19 protein-coding genes are annotated in these 21,892 nt (G+C 59.8%); 11 read left to right on the top strand and 8 right to left on the bottom strand.

Annotated features, from left to right (window positions below; translation table 11 throughout):
* Window positions 1-75: 75 nt before the first annotated feature.
* From ACIQVE_RS11220 to ACIQVE_RS11205, 4 genes are all read right to left on the bottom strand, one after another.
* Window positions 76-321, bottom strand: coding sequence for a GlsB/YeaQ/YmgE family stress response membrane protein (locus ACIQVE_RS11220; protein ID WP_402807896.1), 246 nt, complete (start codon window positions 319-321; stop codon window positions 76-78).
* A 110-nt stretch (window positions 322-431) separates the two neighbouring features.
* Window positions 432-1,514 carry a 5-(carboxyamino)imidazole ribonucleotide synthase gene (locus ACIQVE_RS11215; RefSeq protein WP_402807895.1) on the bottom strand — a complete coding sequence of 361 codons (1,083 nt, stop codon included), beginning with the start codon at window positions 1,512-1,514 and terminating at the stop codon, window positions 432-434.
* A 10-nt stretch (window positions 1,515-1,524) separates the two neighbouring features.
* Window positions 1,525-2,016 (bottom strand): 5-(carboxyamino)imidazole ribonucleotide mutase, encoded by a 492-nt coding sequence (purE, locus tag ACIQVE_RS11210; protein WP_007954291.1) that lies wholly within the window; start codon window positions 2,014-2,016, stop codon window positions 1,525-1,527.
* Between the two features lie 330 nt (window positions 2,017-2,346).
* Window positions 2,347-3,255, bottom strand: coding sequence for a LysR substrate-binding domain-containing protein (locus ACIQVE_RS11205; RefSeq protein WP_402807891.1), 909 nt, complete (start codon window positions 3,253-3,255; stop codon window positions 2,347-2,349).
* A gap of 180 nt (window positions 3,256-3,435) precedes the next feature.
* Here ACIQVE_RS11205 and aspA point away from each other — a divergent pair, with 180 nt between their 5' ends.
* The 5 genes from aspA (at window position 3,436) to ACIQVE_RS11180 (ending at window position 10,637) form a co-directional block, all read left to right on the top strand.
* Window positions 3,436-4,860, top strand: coding sequence for an aspartate ammonia-lyase (gene aspA / locus ACIQVE_RS11200; protein WP_402807888.1), 1,425 nt, complete (start codon window positions 3,436-3,438; stop codon window positions 4,858-4,860).
* 609 nt (window positions 4,861-5,469) lie between these two features.
* The gene (locus ACIQVE_RS11195) at window positions 5,470-6,921 is read left to right on the top strand and encodes an alanine/glycine:cation symporter family protein (protein ID WP_402807887.1); all 1,452 of its coding nucleotides are present in this window, start codon (window positions 5,470-5,472) and stop codon (window positions 6,919-6,921) included.
* Window positions 6,922-7,089: 168 nt separating this feature from the next.
* Window positions 7,090-8,094 (top strand): asparaginase, encoded by a 1,005-nt coding sequence (locus ACIQVE_RS11190; RefSeq protein WP_402807884.1) that lies wholly within the window; start codon window positions 7,090-7,092, stop codon window positions 8,092-8,094.
* Between the two features lie 248 nt (window positions 8,095-8,342).
* A complete protein-coding gene (locus ACIQVE_RS11185) occupies window positions 8,343-9,338 on the top strand; it encodes an AraC family transcriptional regulator (RefSeq protein WP_402807882.1) in 996 nt (331 codons plus the stop codon).
* Window positions 9,339-9,605: 267 nt separating this feature from the next.
* The gene (locus tag ACIQVE_RS11180) at window positions 9,606-10,637 is read left to right on the top strand and encodes a histone deacetylase family protein (RefSeq protein WP_402807880.1); all 1,032 of its coding nucleotides are present in this window, start codon (window positions 9,606-9,608) and stop codon (window positions 10,635-10,637) included.
* 79 nt (window positions 10,638-10,716) lie between these two features.
* Here the strand turns inward: ACIQVE_RS11180 and ACIQVE_RS11175 are convergent, their stop codons facing one another.
* A complete protein-coding gene (locus tag ACIQVE_RS11175) occupies window positions 10,717-12,270 on the bottom strand; it encodes a PLP-dependent aminotransferase family protein (protein ID WP_402807878.1) in 1,554 nt (517 codons plus the stop codon).
* A 92-nt stretch (window positions 12,271-12,362) separates the two neighbouring features.
* Here ACIQVE_RS11175 and ACIQVE_RS11170 point away from each other — a divergent pair, with 92 nt between their 5' ends.
* Genes ACIQVE_RS11170 through ACIQVE_RS11160 form a run of 3 tightly spaced genes read left to right on the top strand, consistent with a single transcriptional unit; the run spans window position 12,363 to window position 14,127 of the window.
* Window positions 12,363-12,986, top strand: coding sequence for an FMN-binding negative transcriptional regulator (locus ACIQVE_RS11170; protein ID WP_402807876.1), 624 nt, complete (start codon window positions 12,363-12,365; stop codon window positions 12,984-12,986).
* 10 nt (window positions 12,987-12,996) lie between these two features.
* Entirely contained in the window at window positions 12,997-13,443 is a 447-nt protein-coding gene (locus tag ACIQVE_RS11165; RefSeq protein ID WP_402807874.1) for a GNAT family N-acetyltransferase, read from the top strand.
* A 12-nt stretch (window positions 13,444-13,455) separates the two neighbouring features.
* Window positions 13,456-14,127 (top strand): GNAT family N-acetyltransferase, encoded by a 672-nt coding sequence (locus ACIQVE_RS11160; protein WP_402807872.1) that lies wholly within the window; start codon window positions 13,456-13,458, stop codon window positions 14,125-14,127.
* Window positions 14,128-14,217: 90 nt separating this feature from the next.
* Here ACIQVE_RS11160 and ACIQVE_RS11155 read toward each other — a convergent pair whose 3' ends face one another.
* Entirely contained in the window at window positions 14,218-15,117 is a 900-nt protein-coding gene (locus ACIQVE_RS11155; protein WP_402807869.1) for a homocysteine S-methyltransferase family protein, read from the bottom strand.
* A 113-nt stretch (window positions 15,118-15,230) separates the two neighbouring features.
* Here ACIQVE_RS11155 and ACIQVE_RS11150 point away from each other — a divergent pair, with 113 nt between their 5' ends.
* From ACIQVE_RS11150 to ACIQVE_RS11140, 3 genes are all read left to right on the top strand, one after another.
* Complete coding sequence (locus ACIQVE_RS11150; RefSeq protein ID WP_402807866.1) at window positions 15,231-16,052, top strand: ABC transporter substrate-binding protein; 822 nt, start codon at window positions 15,231-15,233, stop codon at window positions 16,050-16,052.
* A complete protein-coding gene (locus ACIQVE_RS11145; RefSeq protein WP_402807864.1) occupies window positions 16,049-16,885 on the top strand; it encodes an amino acid ABC transporter permease in 837 nt (278 codons plus the stop codon). The genes ACIQVE_RS11150 and ACIQVE_RS11145 overlap by 4 nt, the downstream gene beginning before the upstream one ends.
* A gap of 253 nt (window positions 16,886-17,138) precedes the next feature.
* A complete protein-coding gene (locus tag ACIQVE_RS11140) occupies window positions 17,139-19,505 on the top strand; it encodes an autotransporter domain-containing protein (protein ID WP_402807861.1) in 2,367 nt (788 codons plus the stop codon).
* A 197-nt stretch (window positions 19,506-19,702) separates the two neighbouring features.
* Here the strand turns inward: ACIQVE_RS11140 and oadA are convergent, their stop codons facing one another.
* A complete protein-coding gene (oadA, locus tag ACIQVE_RS11135; protein WP_402807859.1) occupies window positions 19,703-21,511 on the bottom strand; it encodes a sodium-extruding oxaloacetate decarboxylase subunit alpha in 1,809 nt (602 codons plus the stop codon).
* Window positions 21,512-21,522: 11 nt separating this feature from the next.
* The gene (locus tag ACIQVE_RS11130) at window positions 21,523-21,858 is read right to left on the bottom strand and encodes a hypothetical protein (protein WP_402807963.1); all 336 of its coding nucleotides are present in this window, start codon (window positions 21,856-21,858) and stop codon (window positions 21,523-21,525) included.
* Window positions 21,859-21,892 lie beyond the last annotated feature (34 nt).

Here is a 21,892-nt window from a genome sequence, read left to right as displayed (position 1 = left end):
TAAAAAAGGATGTTAAATCGCCGAGCATTCTAGCCCTCCCCGCCGCGCTGGCGGAGAGGACTTTGTCGCTTTGGATCAGTTCTTTTTGATCAAGCCGTAGATCACCAGCAACACGACTGCGCCAACCAGTGCGCCAAGGAAGCCTGCGCCCTCGCCCGCGTGATAGATGCCCAGAGCCTGGCCGCCGTAGGTGGCCGCCAGCGAACCGCCGATACCGAGCAGGATGGTCATGATCCAGCCCATGCTGTCATCGCCCGGTTTCAGGAACCGAGCCAGCAGGCCGACGATCAAGCCGATAAAGATGGTTCCGATAATTCCCATGACATTTCCCTCTGAGTAAGTGGCTATGCCAAAGCCTAGTCAGACTTTGGCATCCTGCCATCAGAGAACGGCGGCCCTGAATGGTTCCGCCGCTGCCACATGAAACTGTTTTACTCGGCGATCAGCGCCTGGACCTTGAGGATCTGCGCCTGAAGCGTGGCCTTGTCGGCGCAACGCAGGTTGGCGTGACCGACCTTGCGCCCGGCCTTGAAGGCTTTGCCGTAGTGATGCAGATGGCAATCTTTGATGGCGATGACCTTCTCCACCGGCGGAACGACGCCGATAAAGTTGAGCATCGCGCTCTCGCCGACCTTGGCAGTCGAACCCAGCGGCAGACCGGCAACGGCACGCAGGTGGTTTTCGAACTGGCTGCACTCGGCGCCTTCGGTGGTCCAGTGCCCGGAGTTGTGCACGCGCGGCGCGATTTCGTTGGCCTTGAGGCCACCGTCGACTTCAAAGAACTCGAACGCCATCACGCCGACATAATCCAGCTGCTTGAGCACGCGGCTGGAATAGTCTTCGGCCAACGCCTGCAACGGGTGATCGGTGCTGGCAACCGACAGCTTGAGGATGCCGCTGTCGTGGGTGTTGTGCACCAACGGGTAGAACTTGGTTTCACCATCGCGAGCGCGCACGGCGATCAGCGAGACTTCACCGGTGAACGGCACGAAGCCTTCCAGCAGGCAAGAAACGCTGCCGAGTTCGGCAAAGGTACCAACCACGTCTTCAGGCGTGCGCAGGACTTTCTGACCCTTGCCGTCGTAACCCAAAGTGCGGGTTTTCAGCACGGCCGGCAGACCGATCGAAGCCACGGCAGCATCCAGATCGGCTTGCGATTGAATGTCGGCGAAGGCCGGGGTTGGAATGCCCAGGTCCTTGAACATGCTCTTTTCGAACCAGCGGTCGCGAGCGATGCGTAGGGCTTCGGCGCTTGGATAGACCGGTACGAATTGCGAGAGAAACGCTACGGTTTCAGCCGGGACGCTTTCAAACTCGAAGGTCACCAGATCGACCTCATCGGCCAATTGGCGCAGATGATCCTGATCGCCGTAATCCGCCCGCAGGTGTTCGCCCAACGCGGCCGCACAGGCGTCCGGCGCAGGGTCGAGGAAAGCGAAGTTCATGCCCAGCGGGGTGCCCGCCAAGGCCAACATGCGACCCAACTGGCCGCCACCGATTACACCGATCTTCATCTCAACAACCTCAGGCAATACGTGGGTCTGGATTGTCCAGGACGCTGTCTGTCTGCTCGGCACGGAAGGTTTTCAGCACCGCGTGGAACTGCGGATGCTTGGCACCGAGGATGCTCGCCGAGAGCAAGGCTGCGTTGATCGCGCCGGCCTTGCCGATGGCCAGGGTGGCGACCGGAATGCCGGCTGGCATCTGCACGATCGACAGCAGCGAATCAACGCCCGAGAGCATCGCCGACTGCACCGGAACGCCCAGCACCGGCAGGTGGGTTTTGGCCGCACACATGCCTGGCAAGTGAGCTGCGCCACCGGCACCGGCGATAATCACCTCAATGCCGCGGCCTTCAGCCTCTTCGGCGTACTGGAACAGCAGATCCGGGGTACGGTGAGCAGAAACCACCTTGACCTCGTACGGAATGCCGAGCTTTTCCAGCATATCGGCGGTGTGGCTAAGGGTGGACCAATCGGACTTGGAGCCCATGATCACGCCAACCAGTGCACTCATCGTCGCGCCTCTTCTCTCTGGGCGCCCGCAGGCGCGTCAAAAACAACAAGCCACGCAGGTTGCGTGGCTTGATTGTACGAAAAATGGCCGGTCGTACCGGCCAAAGGCCGCGCAGTATACCGCAAAGAAAGCAATAAACAGCCCCCTGCACGACCATCTGTCATCTGCCGCAAAAGCCCGGTTTTATTGACTTGAAGGTCAGTCCAGAAACACCGCAAATCCCTTGTCGGAGCTGGCTTGCCAGCGATGACGTCGTGTCAGTAAACATAGAGGGTGATTGACCCACCGCAATCGCTGGCAAGCCAGCTCCCACAGGGTTATTCGATGGACTCAAGAATTTTGTGCAGCCCCTCCCTCGAGCTTGCGCCACAACAACCTAACGTTGGCCTTGCGCACCAGTGCGCAGCGATACAGACGAATCTCCAGCGGCACATGCCATTGCGGGCCGCCGCAGACCACCAGTTCGCCACGGGCGAGTTCGTTGCGCACGCTCAACTGCGGCACCCAGGCAATGCCGAGGCCTTCCAGCGCCATGCTTTTGAGGCTGTCGGCCATCGCGGTTTCGTAGATGGTGGTGAAGCGCAGTCCACGCTGGCGCAGCAAACCGTTCACCGAGCGCCCAAGGAAAGCCCCGGCGCTGTAGGCGAGCAACGGCACACTGGCTTCGCCTTCCAGATCGAACAATGGTTTGCCATCGGCATCCGCCGCGCACACCGGCAACATTTCGGTCTGGCCCAAATGCAGCGACGGGAAAATCTCCGGGTCCATCTGCATCGCCGCGTCCGGGTCATAGAACGCCAGCATCAGATCACACCCCCCCTCGCGCAACGCATGCACGGCGTCACCGACGTTAGTCGCCACCAGCCGCGTGGCAATGTTCAGCCCTTCATTACGCAACTGCGCGATCCAGCGGGGGAAGAAACCGAGTGCCAGTGAGTGAGCGGCGGCGACTTGCATCACTTCGCCCTGCCCGCCTTCCAGATGATGCAAATGGCGCAGCACTTCACCCAATTGTTCGACCACGGTGCGCGCGGTCACCAGAAACAATTGTCCGGCGGCGGTCAGCTCGATCGGCGTGCGCGAACGATTGACCAGGGTCAGCCCCAGCGCCGCTTCGAGGCTGCGGATCCGCCGACTGAATGCTGGCTGAGTCACGAAACGTCGTTCGGCCGCCTGCGAGAAGCTGCGGGTGGCGGCCAGAGCACTGAAGTCCTCGAGCCATTTGCTTTCCAGATTCATCACGTCCTCCCGGACACGCACCAAAACAGGTCACACGTCTGCCGCGCACGCGGCGTCACACGGGCATTATGCCGAATGTGCATAGGCCAGTGCTTAACAGCATTGGCCCAAATTTCCCCACAAGCCTAGCATTCGCAGCGTTCCGGCACAGACCGGGTCCATATCGAGATGATTTCTATCATGTCCTCCGCTGCATCTTTCCGCACAGAAAACGACCTGCTTGGCGCCCTCGACGTACCGGCTCAAGCGTATTACGGCATCCAGACCCTGCGAGCGGTGAACAACTTCCGCCTCTCGGGCGTTCCGATTTCGCATTACCCGAAGCTGGTTGTGGGTCTGGCGATGGTCAAACAGGCCGCCGCTGACGCCAACCGCGAGTTGGGTCACCTGAGCGAAGCCAAGCACGCTGCCATCAGCGAAGCCTGTGCACGATTGATCCGCGGTGACTTCCACGAAGAGTTCGTGGTCGACATGATTCAAGGTGGCGCCGGTACCTCCACCAACATGAACGCCAACGAAGTGATCGCCAACATTGCTCTGGAAGCAATGGGTCACCAGAAAGGCGAGTACCAGTACCTGCACCCCAACGACGACGTGAACATGGCGCAGTCGACCAACGACGCCTACCCGACGGCCATCCGCCTGGGTCTGCTGTTGGGTCACGACACCCTGCTCGCCAGCCTCGACAGCCTGATTCAGGCATTCGCGGCCAAAGGTAAAGAATTCGATCACGTCCTGAAGATGGGCCGTACCCAGCTGCAAGACGCCGTGCCGATGACCCTCGGCCAGGAATTCCGTGCCTTCGCCACCACCATGGGCGAAGACCTGGCCCGTCTGAAGACGCTGGCCCCCGAACTGCTGACTGAAGTGAACCTGGGCGGCACCGCGATCGGTACCGGCATCAACGCCGATCCGCGCTATCAAGCGCTGGCTGTACAGCGTCTGGCGCTGATCAGCGGTCAACCGCTGGTGCCAGCGGCCGACCTGATCGAAGCCACCTCCGACATGGGCGCCTTCGTGCTGTTCTCCGGCATGCTCAAGCGCACCGCGGTCAAGCTGTCGAAGATCTGCAACGACTTGCGCCTGCTGTCCAGCGGCCCACGCACCGGCATCAACGAAATCAACCTGCCAGCGCGTCAGCCAGGCAGCTCGATCATGCCCGGCAAGGTCAACCCGGTTATCCCGGAAGCCGTTAACCAGGTGGCCTTCCAGGTCATCGGTAACGATCTGGCACTGACCATGGCAGCCGAAGGTGGCCAGTTGCAGCTGAACGTGATGGAGCCGCTGATCGCTTTCAAGATCTTCGACTCGATCCGCTTACTGCAACGCGCCATGGACATGCTGCGTGAGCACTGCATCGTCGGCATCACCGCCAACGAAGCGCGCTGCCGTGAACTGGTCGAGCACTCGATCGGTCTGGTCACCGCACTGAACCCATACATCGGCTACAAAAACGCCACCCGCATCGCCGGCATCGCTCTTGAAAGCGGCCGCGGCGTGCTGGAACTGGTGCGCGAAGAAGGTCTGCTCGACGAAGCCATGCTCGCCGACATCCTGCGCCCGGAAAACATGATTGCTCCGCGTCTGGTTCCGCTCAAAGGCTGAGCCGACGCGTTACTTTGTAGCACCGCTCACCAGGTCGAGGGACTAGACACCTCTCACCTTTTGAGGGCTTGGGGATTATTCCCCAAGCCCTTTTTTTTAACTGTTTGATCCTGAGACCCGTATGTCTGGGGATTGCTTCATGTGGAGATGAGCCCTTGTGGCGAGGGGATTCATCCCCGATCGGCTGCGAAGCAGTCGCAAAATCATTGCACGCGGTGTGCCTGACACATTGCATTTGCAGGCTTTGGGGCCGCTACGCGACCCATCGGGGATAAATCCCCTCGCCACCGAGCTCGCTCCCACAGATGAGCAGTTCCCGCACTAGCCCGGCGCCGATAACGCCGGGTGTTTCAAAGCTTCGTTTCGTCGCTTGCACCACTACCGTGCAGACGGGCGCGCCACTGATCGGTATAGTGCCGCCCCTCTTCGCGTGAGCGGTCGTCGGTAACGAGGCCATAACCCATGCGAAACCCGAACTAATAACAAACCCGCGAAATGGATCCGGGACGAAACCTTCGCCTCACCTGTTGTGCCGTGCGCATACCGGTGTAACGCGATGTTTCTGAACATCCAGCATTTGCTTAAACAAAAAACAGCGAGGAAAAATCCATGCTCGAAGTCATCAACGACTTCCTCTCAGGGAAAGTACTGATCGTGCTCATTGTCGGGCTCGGTAGCTACTTCACGATTCGCTCGCGTTTCGTTCAATTGCGTCACTTCTTCCACATGTTCGCGGTATTCCGCGACAGCCTGAAAAGCAGCGCCGGGCAACTCAGCTCGTTCCAGGCCCTGATGCTCAGCCTCGCCGGCCGTGTCGGTGCAGGCAACATCGCCGGTGTCGGCATCGCCGTGACCCTCGGTGGGCCAGGTGCGGTGTTCTGGATGTGGGTGACCGCACTGGTCGGCATGTCCAGCAGCTTCTTCGAGTGCTCGCTCGGCCAGCTCTACAAACGTACGGATGCCGACGGCACTTACCGTGGCGGCCCGTCCTACTACATCCAGCACGGCCTGCAGAAGCGCTGGTTGGGTATGATCATGGCGTTCCTGTTGCTGGTGACCTTCGGTTTCGCCTTCAACGGCCTGCAAGCTCACGCCGTGACTCACTCGCTGAACGACGCCTTCGGCCTCGACACCACTTACACCGGCCTCGGTCTGGCGGCATTGCTGGGTCTGGTATTCATCGGCGGGATCAAGCGTATCGCCAAGGTTGCTGACCTGCTGGTGCCGGTGAAAACTCTGGCCTACATTGGCGTGACCCTCTACGTGATCGTGCTGCAATTCGACCACGTTCCAGCCATGTTGATGACCATCGTCAAGAGCGCTTTCGGTCTCGACCAGGCCTTCGGCGGTCTGATCGGTAGTGCCATCGTCATGGGCGTGAAGCGCGGCGTGTTCGCCAACGAAGCCGGTTTGGGCAGTGCGCCGAACGTGGCGGCTGTGGCGTCGGTCGAGCACCCGGTGGCACAGGGTGTGGTTCAGGCGTTCAGCGTGTTCCTCGACACCTTCGTGATCTGCACCTGCACTGCGCTGCTGATCCTGCTCTCGGGCTTCTACACTCCGGGCTTCGAAGGCGATGGCATTGCCCTGACCCAGAACTCGCTGGCCGCGGTGGTCGGTGAATGGGGCCGGATGTTTATCTCGGTGGCCCTGGCGTTGTTCGTGTTCACCTCGATCCTCTACAACTACTACCTGGGCGAGAGCAACCTGCGCTTCATGATCGGTGAAAATCGTAAGGCGCTGATTGGCTACCGCGCACTGGTACTGGTGTTGATCTTCTGGGGCGCTATCGAAAACCTCGGCACCGTGTTCGCCTTCGCCGACATCACCATGACCATGCTGGCGTTTGTGAACCTGATCGCGCTGTTCCTGCTGTTCAAGATCGGCATGCGTATCCTGCGTGACTACGATGACCAGCGTGCGGCCGGCATCAAGACGCCGGTGTTCGATTCGAGCAAATTCCCGGATCTGGATCTGGACCGCAAAGCCTGGCCGGCCAACCCGCCTGCCGCAGCTGGCAAGACTGAAGTTGAGCCGCAAGGCGCCCCAGCAGCGCAACGCTGATGGGTGAATGACGGGCGCATCCTCTGCGCCCGTCAGTTACAGTTCGGAAAACTGTGGGAGCGAGCCTGCTTGCGAAGCGGTGGATCAATCGACATTGATGTTGAATTTGAAGCCCCCCTTCGCGAGCAGGCTCGCTCCCACAGGACCTCATCCTTTCGGAGAATCCTCATGAATTCGTCGACCTATCCTGCCGCGCAAAACGTCATGGTGCTGTACACCGGTGGCACCATCGGCATGCAGGCCAGCGCCAATGGCCTGGCCCCGGCGTCCGGTTTCGAAGCGCGGATGCGCGACTATCTGCACAGCCAGCCAGAACTGGTCGTGCCACAGTGGCGCTTTCGCGAGATGTCGCCGCTGATCGACAGCGCCAACATGACCCCGGCCTATTGGCAGCAACTGCGTGAAGCAGTGGTCGATGCGGTTGATGTACAGAACTGCGACAGCGTGCTGATCCTGCATGGCACCGACACCTTGGCGTACAGCGCTGCGGCGATGAGTTTTCAGTTGCTCGGCCTGCATGCTCGGGTATGTTTCACCGGTTCCATGTTGCCGGCCGGCGTCACCGATAGCGATGCCTGGGAAAACCTCAGCGGCGCACTGGTCGCCCTCGGTCAGGGCCTGGCACCCGGCGTGCATCTGTACTTCCACGGTGAACTGCTGGCGCCGACCCGTTGCGCGAAAGTGCGCAGCTTCGGTCGCCATCCGTTCAAGCGTCTGGAGCGTCAGGGCGGCGGCGTGAAAGCTACTTCTGTGCCGGCTGCGTTGAATTACAACCAGCCCAAGTTACTGGCGAACGTTGCGGTACTGCCGTTGTTCCCTGGAATCGGCGCCGCAATCCTCGACGGTCTGCTCGACAGCGGCATTCAGGGTCTGGTGCTGGAGTGCTACGGCAGCGGCACCGGGCCGAGCGACAATCCAGAGTTCCTCGCCAGCCTCAGCCGTGCGCGGGACAACGGCGTGGTGGTGGTTGCAGTAACGCAGTGCCATGAAGGCGGAGTTGAGCTGGATGTGTACGAAGCTGGCAGCCGCTTGCGCGGTGTTGGCGTGCTGTCCGGTGGCGGGATGACCCGTGAGGCGGCGTTTGGCAAGTTGCATGGTTTGCTGGGGGCGGGGCTTGAGACTGCTGAAGTGCGGCGACTGATCGAACTCGACCTCTGCGGCGAACTGATCTGAGCAAGACTGCGGATTTGCCCTCACCCTAACCCTCTCCCACCGGGAGAGGGGACTGACCTTAGTGTCTCGCGCTATACGCCGACCTGAAAAAAAGTGTCGATTATGGATTCGGCAGAGCTTTTTCAAGTCGGCGTATCCCGCCAATATCCCCCAATCGGCCCCCTCTCCCTTTGGGAGAGGGCTGGGGTGAGGGGCTACTGCGGCATACAACTTGCTGCGTTCCAGCCATCCCAAGGCTGGAAGATCTTATGCTCCACTCCCACCTCACCACTCTCAACGCGGTCTCGCTGATACTCAACACCTTCAGGGATCAAGGCTTGTCCAGCGAGGCATTGCTGGCCGGCAGCGGCATCAGTGCGGCGGATCTGGCCCGGGCCGACACGCGCATCACCACCAATCAGGAGATGCAGGTCTGCGCCAACGCGGTCGCGCTAAAGCACGACATCGGCCTGGAACTGGGCCGGCGCATGCACGTTTCCTGCTATGGCATTCTCGGTTACGCGTTGCTCACCTGTGCCACCTTCGGTGACGCTTTGCGTTTGGCGATCCGCTATCCGGCGCTGTTGGGAACACTTTTCGAGCTGAGTCTTGAGGACGACGGCGAGCGCGTCTGGTTCGTCGCCGCCGATTACCGTGAGAGCCCGGCGATGGCGGTGTTCAATGCCGAATTCTGCCTGGTTTCGCTCAAAGTCATTTGCGACGACTTGCTCGGTCATCCGCTGCCGTTGCTGGCCACCCGGTTTGAACACGCGGCACCGGACTACCGCGACAGCTATGCCGAACACTTCGCCTGCCCGCTGCACTTCGCCGCCAAGGACAACGCGTTCGCCTTCGACCGACATTGGCTGGACCAACCGCTGCCGCTGGCGGACGCCATCACCCATCAAACCATGGCGGAACGCTGTCGCAAGCAGAACCTCGAATTCACCGGACGTCAGGCCTGGCTGGGGCGCATCCGTCAGTTGCTCAGTGCCCAGTTGAACGCCGCACCGGGGCTGGAAGGCCTGGCCCAGCAGATGAAATGCTCGCCGCGCACCCTGCGCAGACATTTGAAGGACATGGGCAGCAGCTATCAGGAACTGCTCGATGAACTGCGCTTCGAACGGGCCAAGCAGATGCTGTGTGAAGATCAATTGCCGATCTATCGCATCGCCGAAACCCTGGGCTTCAGCGAGACCGCGAGCTTTCGCCATGCGTTTGTGCGCTGGAGTGGCGTGGCGCCGAGCCAGTTCCGACCGCATTGATATCCCTTTGTGGGAGCTGGCTTGCCAGCGATGACTTCGGCACAGCCAACATTAATGTTGGCTGACACACCGCTATCGCTGGCAAGCCAGCTCCCACAGGTTTGTTTTTCATGTCTACTGCTTGGGCAGGCCTGCTCAAGCAAGGGGCGAATAGCGGTCAGAGGTTCTGGCCATATCGATCCCCTTTTGGCCTCTTCTGCCGTTTTCCGAATCGCTGAGCGCCGCAACACTGGCAGCAAGCGAATCAGCCCCTGCGGAGAACAACAAATGCTGACGATCTACTCGGACGATCACCACCTGCACCATGGCCGCTGCGAATTGATCGATGGCCAGCTCAAGCCTTGCTTCGAGATGCCGTCGCGCGCCGACCATGTGCTGCAACGCGTGCAGCATCAGCACCTCGGCCCGGTTGAAGCGCCGAAGGATTTCGGTCTCGAACCGATCGCTCGCATTCACAGCCGCGACTATCTCGATTTCTTCAAAGGCGCGTGGGCGCGCTGGACCGAATTCAACACCGACGGCGACTTGCTGCCCTACACCTGGCCAGCCCGCACACTGCGCGCCATCAAACCGACCAGCCTGCACGGCCAACTCGGTTACTACAGCTTCGACGGCGGCGCGCCGATCACCGCCGGCACCTGGCAAGCGGCGTACAGCGCAGCGCAGGTTGCACTGACCGCGCAAGCGGCGATCCAGCGCGGCGAACACAGTGCTTTCGCCTTGTGTCGCCCACCGGGACATCATGCTGCCGGCGATTTGATGGGTGGTTATTGCTACCTAAACAACGCCGCCATCGCCGCTCAGGCCTTCCTCGATCAGGGCCACCGGAAAGTCGCGATCCTCGACGTCGACTATCACCACGGCAACGGCACCCAATCGATTTTCTACGACCGCAGCGACGTGTTGTTCACCTCGATCCATGGCCACCCGGAAGCGGAGTTTCCGTTCTTCCTCGGCTACGAAGACGAACTCGGTGAAGGCGCCGGCGAAGGCTTCAATTTCAATTATCCATTGCCCGCCGGCTCCGGCTGGGACACCTGGAGCGCGGCGCTGAATCAGGCGTGCAACGAGATCGACAGCTATGGCGCCGACATCATCGTCGTGTCCTTGGGTGTCGATACGTTCAAAGACGATCCGATCTCGCAATTCAAGCTCGACAGCCCGGATTACCTGGCAATGGGCAAGCGTATCGCCGCGCTCGGCAAGCCGACGCTGTTTGTGATGGAAGGTGGCTACGCGGTGGAAGAAATCGGCATCAACGCGGTGAACGTGCTTGAGGGTTTTGAAAGCGCTCACTGAGCAATGGGCCATGGGCGCGACGCCGACCTGGATCATCACTGGCGAGCAGGTCATCCCCGGCGCCGATCAGTTCGGTTCTTCACGCCCGCCAAGCCTGTTGCAAGCGGATCAACGCGGCCTTGATCGCGGCTTCCGGCACAGCGGCAAAACCCAGGACCAGACCGGCACGCTGATCCGGGGGCGTAGTGGAGTCCGGTAGCCAGTGATGGCTCAAGCCGTTGATTTCGACATCCACGCGGGCGGCTTGCTCAATCAGTTGCCGCTCACGGTCGATGCTCTCCACCTTCACGGTCAGGTGCAGGCCGGCGGACACCGCCGGCAGGTCACCGACGCCGGCGATTGCCATTGGCCAACCATCGAGCAACGTATTACGCCGGTTTAGCGCGGCGCGGCGCATCCGGCGGATATGCCGCTGGAAATGCCCGGCGGCCATGAACTCGGCCATCACCGCTTGCGTGCTGACCTCGGAATGCCGGACGTCCACCGCCCGGCGTTGCGAGAACGCTGGCACCAGCGCCGGTGGCAGCACCAGATAACCGAGGCGCAACGCCGGGAATGCGACCTTGCCGAAAGTGCCCACATACAGCACGCGGCCCTGTCGATCGAGTGCCGCCAAGGGAGCCAATGGCGCGCCGGTGTAACGGTACTCGCCATCGTAGTCATCCTCGACGATCCAGCCTTGAGTGCGCTCGGCCCAGGCGAGCAGTTCAAGACGCCGCGCCAGGCTCATCACCACACCTGTCGGGTATTGATGCGAGGGCGTCACGTAGGCCACGCGACAGTCACTGGTGGCCGACAGTGCCGAGCAATCCATACCCTCTTCATCCACACCAATCCCGCGCAGAAGGCCACCCGCCACAGCGAACGCATGACCGGCCGCGCGATAACCCGGATTTTCGATCGCCACGCCATCGCCAGGCTCCACCAGCAGCTGTGCACAAAGGCTAATGGCCTGCTGTGCGCCACTGGTGATCACAATTTGCTCAGCCGAGCACTGCATCCCTCGTGAACTGCGCAAATACGCGGCAATCAGGCTGCGCAAACGGGCATCGCCGGCCGGGTCGCCGTAGCACATCTGCTGAAGATCCGGTTTGCGCCAGAAAGCCCCGTTGAGCTTGGCCCAGACGTCAAACGGAAACAGATCGAATGCCGGTACACCGACCCGAAATGCCCGTGGCGGACCACTGGGAGGCTTGGGTAAATGGTTGTTTTCCAACCGCTGCAAAACGCCACTGTGGATAACTTTACTGGATGAAATCACAGTGGAATTTGCAGGATTTATGGATAAGGCTGTGGGTAAGCCTGTTGAAAACCCTGTGGATACTTTTGTGGATAGTTTTTTCGCCGTGAGCTGTTCTCCCGGCAGTTGCGCCACGTAAGTACCGTCGCCCACCCGCCCTTCAATGAAGCCCTCGGCGTAGAGCTGATCGTAGGCGCGAACCACACTGTTACGGGAAATCGCCAGCGCAGCGGCCAGATCACGGCTGGCGGGCAGGCGCGTGCCACCGGCGAGCCGCCCGTCCAGCACACGCAGGCGTAGCGCTTGGTAGAGCTGACGGCTCAAGCCCTGACGGCGATCAAGTTCGATTCCCGCTGGGTTGAACGGCATAGACAGCGTGGACGACTCAGTCATGGCAATGGACCTATCAAATTGGTCATCAATGGCTCTTACATCAGACCAATAGCCTGCCTACGATGCAGGCATTCGCCAAGGAAAATCTCTCCATGTACACGCCGCGCGCCTTTGCCATCGAAGAGCTGTCCCAACTCCACGAGCTGATCCTCGCCACCCGCCTCGCCATTCTGGTGACCCACGGCGAAAACGGTCTGCAAGCCAGTCATGTGCCAGTGCTGCTGCATTGCGAGCAAGGCGAATACGGCACGCTTTACGGACACTTGGCCAAGGCCAATCCGCAGTGGAAAGACCTGCGCGACGGCGCCGAAGCGATGCTGATTTTTGCCGGACCGGATGCCTACGTCAGCCCAGGCTTTTATCCAAGCAAGGCCGAGCACGGCAAAGTCGTGCCGACCTGGAACTACATCGCGGTCCACGCCTATGGCCACGCCGAAACCTTCAGCGATGGCGGACGGCTGCTCGACATCGTCAGCACCCTCACCGACCGCCAGGAGGCCGGCCGCGCGCAGCCCTGGTCGGTCGCCGACGCGCCCGCCGATTACATCGATGGCATGCTCAAGGCCATCGTCGGTTTCGCCATTCCCATCGGCCGCCTGGAAGGCAAGCGCAAGCTTAGCCAGAACCGCAGCGCCGAAGACATCGCCGGCGTGCGCGAAGGTTTGGCCGCCAGCCACGAGATCAATGATCAAACCCTCGCCCAATTGATGCGCTAAGGAAATCACCATGAGTCAGATCGAGATCCGTCAGGTCAGCGCCGACGACCATGCCGCCTGGCTGCCGCTGTGGCAGGCCTACCTGAGCTTCTACAACGGTAAATTGCCAGACGCGGTGACGCCCAGCACTTGGCAGCGCTTCCTCGATCCGGGCGAGCCGACCCACGCGGCGCTGGCCTGGGCGGAGGGCAAAGCGGTGGGCATGGTGCATTACATCTACCATCGCTCGAACTGGAGCATCGAAAACTCCTGCTACCTGCAAGACTTGCTAGTGGCGCCAGAAAGTCGCGGCACCGGCGTCGGTCGCCTGCTGATCGAACACGTATACGCCACGGCAAAGGCTGACGGATGCTGCAAAGTCCATTGGCTGACCCACGAATCCAACGCCACCGCGATCCAGCTCTACGAGCGTATTGCCGAGCGCCCGGGATTCATCCAGTTTCGCCAAGCCCTTTAAGGAGACGCGCTTATGATCACTTCACCTGCCGAGTGGAAAGGCGTGCCCGCCCCCACGACCACACTGCTCGAGGGCCGCTTCATCCGCCTGGAACGACTCGACCCGGCGCGCCATGGCGACGACTTGTTCAACGCCCTCGAAGGCCCCGGTGCCGACCCGAAACTCTGGGACTACTTACCGTACGGCCCATTTACCGAACGCCGCGTGTTCGATGACTGGCTGAACAATCACGCGGCCAGCAGCGACCCGTATTTCTTCAGCGTCATCGACAGCGCCAGTGGCCAGGTGCAAGGCATCCTCAGCCTGATGTCGATCGTCTCGGCGCAGGGCCGTATCGAAATCGGCCACGTTACTTTCGGCGCGCCCATGCAGCGCTCGCCGAAAAGCACCGAAGCGGTTTACCTGTTGGCCAAGCACTCTTTCGACTTGGGCTACCGTCGCCTGGAATGGAAATGCAACAACGGTAACGCCCGCTCAAAATATGCCGCAGAACGCTTGGGCTTCAGCTTTGAAGGCGTGTTCCGCCAGCACATGGTGGTCAAGGGCCAGAATCGCGACACCGCGTGGTACTCGATTATTGATTCGGAATGGCCGCAGATTGCAGCGGGGTTCGAGCAGTGGTTGAGTGATGAAAACCAAACCACCTCGGGACAGGTGAAAGGGTTGGTCGAGTGCCGTTCTTGAGCGTTTAAAAAGCGAAAGATCGCGGCCTGCGGCAGCGCCTACACAGGACAAATGTAGGCGTCGCCGCAGGCTGCGATCTTTTGATCTGCTTTAAGCCAGTTTCTGCGCAAGCACCGCAATGTGCTCCGGGCCAATCCCGCAGCAACCACCCAAATGGCTGGCACCGCGCTGCTGCCAATCAAGCGCCCAATGCAAATAACCCGGCGGATCAAGGTCCTCGCGCAAAGGGTCCAGTCCGTCATTGGCCGTTGCCTCTTTGGGCTGCGGTGGAAACGCATTGGCATAGGCGCCGATGTGAATCTTCACCCCCAGACGTTCGAAAGTAACGCGTGCCGCATCGATCGCTGCACCAATCACTTCGGGCTGACTGCAATTGAACAGCAGCGTTTCGACGCCTAACTCCGCCGCCAACGCCGCCGCTTCAGCGACCGGCTCGCCAGAACGCAAACGCGGTACTTCGTCAGTGTCTTCATCCTTCAAGGTAAACGACAACCAGAACGGCTTGCCGTCCTGCGGAAGCCCGGCGTGGATGGCCCGGGCCTCGATGATCGAACTCTGGGTTTCCGCCAGCCACAGGTCTACGTGCGGTGCCAAACCATTGACCAATGGATTCAGCAGCTCCGTCACCCGGGACGCCTCGAACAGATCAGGACGATAAGAGCCGAACAAAGGTGGCAAGGAGCCGGCCACTCGCACGTTTTTGCCCGATGCCTGCACCGCACGCCGCGCCAGTTCACCGGCCAACGCTGCCAGAGCCTGACCTTCAGCGGCGAAACGCGCTTCGCCGATATGAAACGGCACCACGGCATAACTGTTGCTGGTGATCACGTCCGCGCCACTGGCGATATAAGCAGCGTGTACTGCCTCGACCGCTTGCGGTGCTTCGCTCAGCGCCAGTGCCGACCATTCGGGCTGCCGGAATGGCGCCCCGGCTCGTTGCAACTCACGACCCATGCCGCCATCAAGAATAACCGTGCTCGCTGCGCCCATATGCTTTTCACTCATATGCTTATGAAAATAACTCACTATCAGAGTCGTACTTATAACTATTTAATACGCACCATTCGGTTAATAACAACCTCTTTTTTACTCGGGGATCGCCTGTGAAATTTCAACCACTACTGGCCCTCGGCCTGACGATTCTGGCCGCCTCTACCCAAGCCTTTGGTGGCGCAACACTGGATCGCATCGAGCAAAAGAAAGAGCTGGTTGGCGTGTTGATGGAAAGCTATCCACCCTTCTCATTCCTCAACGAGCAGAACCAGCTCGATGGCTTCGACGTTGATGTCGCCAAAGCCGTGGCGGAGAAACTGGGGGTGAAACTGCGCCTCGAAACGCCGTCCTGGGATGTCATCGCTGCCGGCCGCTGGAGTGGGCGCTACGACATCTGCATCTGCTCGATGACGCCGAGCAAGGCCCGCGCCGAAGTATTCGATTTCCCGGTTGAGTACTACGCCTCTCCGGCGGTGATCGTGGTTAATGCCAAGGACGATCGAATCCACACCGCCAAGGATCTGAGCGGCAAGAAGGTCGGCCTCACCAGTGCTTCCAGTTATGAAAGCTATCTGAACAAGAATCTGGTCATTGAGGGTGCTGAGGACACACAGCTGCAATATCCGTTCGAAGATGTGCAGATCGCGCCGTACGATACCGATAACGTCGCGTTCCAGGATCTTGGCCTTGGTGCTGGCGTGCGCCTGGACGCGATCCTCACCAACCTCGTCACTGCGCAGCCACGCCTGAACGAAGACAAACGCTTCAAGCTCGCCGGCGAAGCGCTGTACTCGGAGCCTAACTCGGTCGCCATCGAGAAGGGTGATGCCCAATGGGATGCCAAAGTCCGCAAGGTCTTTGCCCAACTCAAACAGGACGGCACCCTGAGCAAGCTCTCGCAAAAATGGATCGGTGCCGACATCAGCCAATGACTTCTTTCCCGGTACCTCCCACGCCACCGCAACCGGTGGCTGAATCACGCCTGCGCCGGCTGTTCGGTTTCCGTACGCGGTTGTACCTGACCTGGGCGGTGCTGTTCTGCCTGTTCGCGGGGTTCTTTCTGAGCTTCGACATGAAGTTCTCGATCATCCTCGACAAGCTGCCCAACCTGGTGGGCCTGAAGCTGGCTCCTAACGGTTTCCTGCAGGGCGCAGCACTGACGCTGTTTCTGTGCGTGTGCTCAATTGTTGCCTCGTCGCTGCTGGGTTTCGTGACTGCGTTGGCGCGACTGTCGAAAAGTGCGGTGGCCTTCGGCATCGCCAGTTTTTACGCCTCGTTCTTTCGCGGCACCCCGCTGCTGATCCAGATCCTGCTGATCTATCTCGGTTTGCCGCAACTGGGCATCGTGCCCGGCGCCATCGTCGCCGGGATCATCGCCCTGTCACTCAACTATGGCGCGTACCTCAGCGAGATCTTCCGCGCCGGTATTCTTGGCGTCCCGTATGGCCAGCGAGAAGCATCGCTGGCGTTGGGCATGCGCGATTCGGTCATTCTCTGGCGCATTACGCTACCTCAGGCCATGCGCACCATCATCCCGCCCACCACCAATCAATTCATTTCGATGCTGAAAGACTCGTCGTTGATCTCGGTGATGGGCGTCTGGGAAGTGATGTTTCTTGCGCAGTCATATGGACGTTCAAGCTATCGCTACATCGAAATGCTGACCACGGCAGCGATCATTTACTGGCTGATGTCGATTGGGCTGGAGCTGATTCAGGCGCGGATGGAGCGACATTACGGCAGGGCATACGTTCGCCGTACTTAAGGTGGTCAGTGACGCCTCATGAGTTGATTGGGCAGTGATAGATGAGTTTTGGATTGCTGAACAGTCGGCGACTGTCCCGATAGATTGTAGGAAAAGGAAGCGCTGGATTCGGGTAAAAACACTGACTCCGAGTCTGACGGTAGATTTCCACAAAATGTCGCGACGTCGCCTGCAACGCTTCGGGAAGCAGCCGACATCGGATTCTTCGGTGCATCAATAGAGTTGGGTCTTCTTCCAAGAAAGGCCCTACTTGATGCCCGCTCAACACCGATACAAACCGCAACACCTGGCCTTGGCCATCGCGCTGGCGCTGGGATGCATGGAGCTTGCGAACGCTCAGCAATTGTCTGATGCCTCTGAATCACCTGAAATCATGAATGCGCCGGAGCTGTCGCAAGCCAGTCCCTATGAAGACGCTCTCGGAAGGCTTCAGGCTGTGTTCAACGATACAGCTACTGTTTCCCACCCTTTCGTTGCAGCCGAAAGTACTTTTCAGGGTACCGACGCCAACGATTTTATCCTTCTGAAAGACGGCGCCAGCTTCTCCGGCCGGATGGATGGCGGCGCAGGAGATAACTTCTTGCTAGTGGATGTCTTGGATGGAGGCACGCTTAAAGACACCAGTAATTTCAACGGACTGTTTCTCGTCAAGGGTGACTGGACGCTGAGTAGTAAGGGAGACTTCAAGGAAGGCGTACTGGTACAAAATGATGGTGCTCTGACCAACGTGGGCACCATTGAAGGTGGCGCGATTACCGCCGGCAAGCTCTTCAATAAAGGAAGCATCAAAGGGGATGTGTATGTCGAGAAGAACGGCAGCTTCGCAGGTAAGGGCACGGTAGGAAATTTGCACGTTGAAGGACTGCTCACGGTCAATGGACTGCATGGTAGCCCACGGGTCAAAGGCAACTTGAGCCTATCTCCGAAAGCCGAACTGGCCTATGAGGTCTCCCCTGCTAGTCGTGGTCAAACGATCAAGGTCGACGGCACTGCAATGCTTGATGGAGCCACCCTGAGAGTCGTCGCGATTCCCGGGGAATATCCGCTAAGCAGCCCGTACAAAATCATCGAAGCAGCGAAAGTCGAAGGTGAATTCGGCGCGATCTTGAACAACCTCGCCTTCATGACAGCCACACCGCAATACAACAAAAAATCCGTCGGCCTGACTTACAGCCGCAACGAGGTTCCACTAACGAGCGCTGCCACTACAGACAATGCCCTTTCCATTGCCGAGAGCATCGTCGAGCCACAAGCGCCATCGCTATCCGCAGCACCAGCACCAGCACCAGCACCAGCACCAGCAGCGCTGACAGCATCAACATCAGTTCCACATTCGATTACTGCTTCAGCGCCGGCTCCAGCTTCAGCTGAAGCTTCAGCTGAAGCTTCAGCTTCAGCTTCAGCTTCAGTTCCAGTTCCAGTTCCAGCTTCAGCTTCAGTTCCTGCGCCAGTTGCCGATTCAGGTCAGATCGCATCGGCGGCACCAGCACCAGTTTCATCACCGATGCACGACGACATCGTTACTGCGCCTTCCAACGAAGTTGCCGATACGCCAGCCCCGCCATCTCAAAAACCCGCAAGTGCAGCCGTCGCCGCGTTATTGGCCAGCGACAAGCACACAGCCTCTTTCGCCCTCGAACAACTCGCCGCCGGCAGCAACGCCAACCTCGCCAAAGCCACGTTAAGCAGCATCACCCCCGTAAGCGCGAGCATGCTCTTGGCCATGCGCCAACTCGACAATCGCACGGGCGCAGCTTATGGCTCGGGCAACTCACCTCGCGAGGCTGCCGGCGGTGCAGACTCCGGGCGAGTCTGGGTTCAGGCACTCGGTCATGGCGGCAAGGTTGATCGCGAGTCCGACAGCCCCCTGAAGCACGCCACTCAAGGCCTGGTCGTGGGCGCTGACTGGCGCCTTGATGAGCAATGGCATATCGGTCTGCTGGGCGGCAAATCCCAGACGAAACTCGATGCCCGCCAGTACGATGGCGACCTCGACAGCTGGCACCTCGGCGCCTACGCAGTGCGTCAGGACGGACCACTGGCGCTACGTTTGGGTGCCACCTACGCCAGCCATGACGGCAGCAGCAAACGTCGGGTGGCGTTCAACGGTTTCCGCGATCGCCTCAAAGGCAATTACAACGCCAACACCCAGCAAGCCTTCGCCGAACTGGGTTTCAATTTGGGCCGCAACAACGTGACACTCGAACCGTTCGCCAGCCTCGGCTATCAACGTTATCAACGTGACAGCCACAGCGAAAAAGGTGGGGATGCAGCGCTGAAAGTCTTTGGGCAAGCCCGCGACAACCTCAGCAGTACCTTCGGTTTGCGCGCGGCGAAAATCCACTCACTGGACAACGGCATGAGCCTGACGCCGCGATTGAGCGCGGGATGGAAACACACCTTTGGCGAACTCGACAGCGAAACCCACCAGCAATTGGTGAGGGGCAGCAAACGCTTCATCGTTACCGGTGCAGAACTGGATCGCAACAGCCTGGGCGTCGATGCGGGTCTCGACCTCGAATTGTCGGCCAACCACACACTGGGTGTGAGCGTCACCGGAGAGTTCGGCAGCGAAAGCCGCACTCACGGCGTGATGGGCCAGTGGCGAATGGCGTTCTGATGATCTGAACCCCGTCGTTGTGGGAGCGAGCTTGCTCGCGAAGGGGGAGTGTCAGTCGAGTTATTCTTCGACGAAAACACCGCATTCGCGAGCAAGCTCGCTCCCACAAGGATTCGCGCTGATGTGAAAAAACGGGCAAAAAAAAAGGGGAGCACATGCCCCCCCGAGGTTTAAAGCGTTGGATCGCGGCTGTTATCTCAGCCTTCGATCTCGATCAGGATTTCGCCCGGGTTTACCCGGTCGCCCTTGGCCACATGAATCGCCGTCACCTTGCCGGCGATGGCGGCTTGGACTTCGGTTTCCATCTTCATGGCTTCGGTGATCAGCACAGATTGGCCCGCCTTGACGGTGTCGCCCTCCTTGACCAGCACATCGACGATGTTGCCGGGCATGGTGGTGCTGACGTGGCCCGGTGCCGAGGCTTGCTTGCGTTTGCTGCTGCCACCGCCGACGAATTCGTTGAGCGGTTCGAAAACCACTTCTTCCGGCATGCCGTCGATGGACAGGTAGAAGTGACGCTTGCCTTCAGCCTTCACACCGACACCGGTAATGTCGACGCGGTAAGTCTCGCCGTGGACGTCAATGACGAACTCGGTCGGTACGCCTTCGCCGCCCGCCGACGTCACTGCGCCAGCCTCTGGAATCGGCAGCAGCACTTCCGGCACGAGGGTGCCGGCGGCACGCTCTTCGAGGAACTTGCGACCGATGTCCGGGAACATGGCGAAGGTCAGCACGTCTTCTTCCGACTTGGCCAGCGCACCGATATCGGCACGCAGCTTGGTCATTTCCGGTTTGAGCAGATCGGCCGGGCGCACGTCGATCACTTCTTCGCTGCCGATGGCCTGACGACGCAGTTTTTCGTTCACCAAGCCCGGCGCCTTGCCGTAACCGCCCTGCAAGTAAAGCTTCACTTCGTTGGTGATGGTCTTGTAGCGTTCGCCGGCCAGGACGTTGAAGAAAGCCTGGGTGCCGACGATCTGCGAAGTTGGCGTCACCAGCGGCGGGAAGCCGAGGTCTTCACGCACGCGCGGGATTTCCGCCAGCACTTCAGCCATACGGTTGAGCGCGCCCTGCTCTTTCAACTGGTTGGCCAGGTTGGAAATCATCCCGCCCGGCACCTGGTTGACTTGCACGCGGGTGTCGACGGCAGTGAATTCACTTTCGAACTGGTGGTACTTCTTGCGCACGGCGTAGAAGTACAGGCCGATCTCTTGCAGCAGTTCCAGGTTCAGACCGGTGTCGAACTCGGAACCCTTGAGCGCAGCCACCATCGACTCGGTGCCCGGGTGGCTGGTGCCCGAAGCGAAGCTGGAGATCGCGGTATCGATGTGATCGGCACCGTTTTCGATGGCCTTGAGTTGGCACATCGTCGCCAGACCAGCGGTGTCATGCGAGTGAATGAACACCGGCAGCGACTGCTCCGTTTTCAACGCCCGGACCAGTTCACCGGTGGCATACGGCGTCAGCAGACCGGCCATGTCCTTGATCGCTACCGAGTCGCAACCCATGGCTTCCATTTGTTTGGCTTGCGCCACGAAAGCGTCGATCGTGTGTACCGGGCTGGTGGTGTAGGCGATAGTGCCCTGAGCGTGTTTGCCGGCAGCTTTCACCGCTTCGATGGCCACGCGCAGGTTACGCACGTCGTTCATCGCGTCGAAGATGCGGAACACGTCGATGCCATTGACCGCTGCCTTGGCGACGAACGCTTTGACCACGTCATCGCTGTAATGGCGATAGCCCAACAGGTTCTGGCCACGCAGGAGCATTTGCAGGCGCGTGTTAGGCAACGCAGCGCGCAGTTGGCGCAGACGCTCCCACGGATCTTCCTTGAGGAAACGTACGCAGGCGTCGAAGGTCGCGCCGCCCCAGCATTCCAGCGACCAGTAGCCGACTTTGTCGAGCTTGTCGCAGATCGGCAACATGTCTTCGGTGCGCATGCGGGTGGCGAGCAGCGATTGGTGAGCGTCGCGCAGGATGGTGTCGGTTACAAAAATCTTTTTAGTCATTGTTCTATTCCTCACAGGCCTGCGTGGGCGGCGATGGCGGCGGCGATGGCCAGGGCCAGCTCTTCGGGTTTGCGCTTGATCGAGTAGTTGGTCAATTCAGGGTGGCTTTCAACAAAGCTGGTATTGAACTGGCCACTACGGAATTCCGGGTTGCGCAGGATTTCCTGATAGTACGCGGCGGTGGTCTTCACGCCTTGCAGACGCATGTCGTCGAGGGCGCGCAGGCCACGGTCCATCGCCTCTTCCCAGGTCAGTGCCCAGACCACCAGTTTCAGGCACATCGAGTCGTAGAACGGCGGAATGGTGTTTAGGGTGTTGATGTGTGTGTTGGTTGGAAAGAGTGTGATTCAGGGTGTTTATTTAGGTGTTATCTTTATGATT

This window comes from Pseudomonas sp. NPDC098747 (assembly GCF_044760045.1).
Lineage (GTDB): Bacteria > Pseudomonadota > Gammaproteobacteria > Pseudomonadales > Pseudomonadaceae > Aquipseudomonas.
The sequence above is the reverse complement of the archived record's forward strand: the minus strand, read 5'-3'. Positions and strand labels throughout refer to the sequence as shown.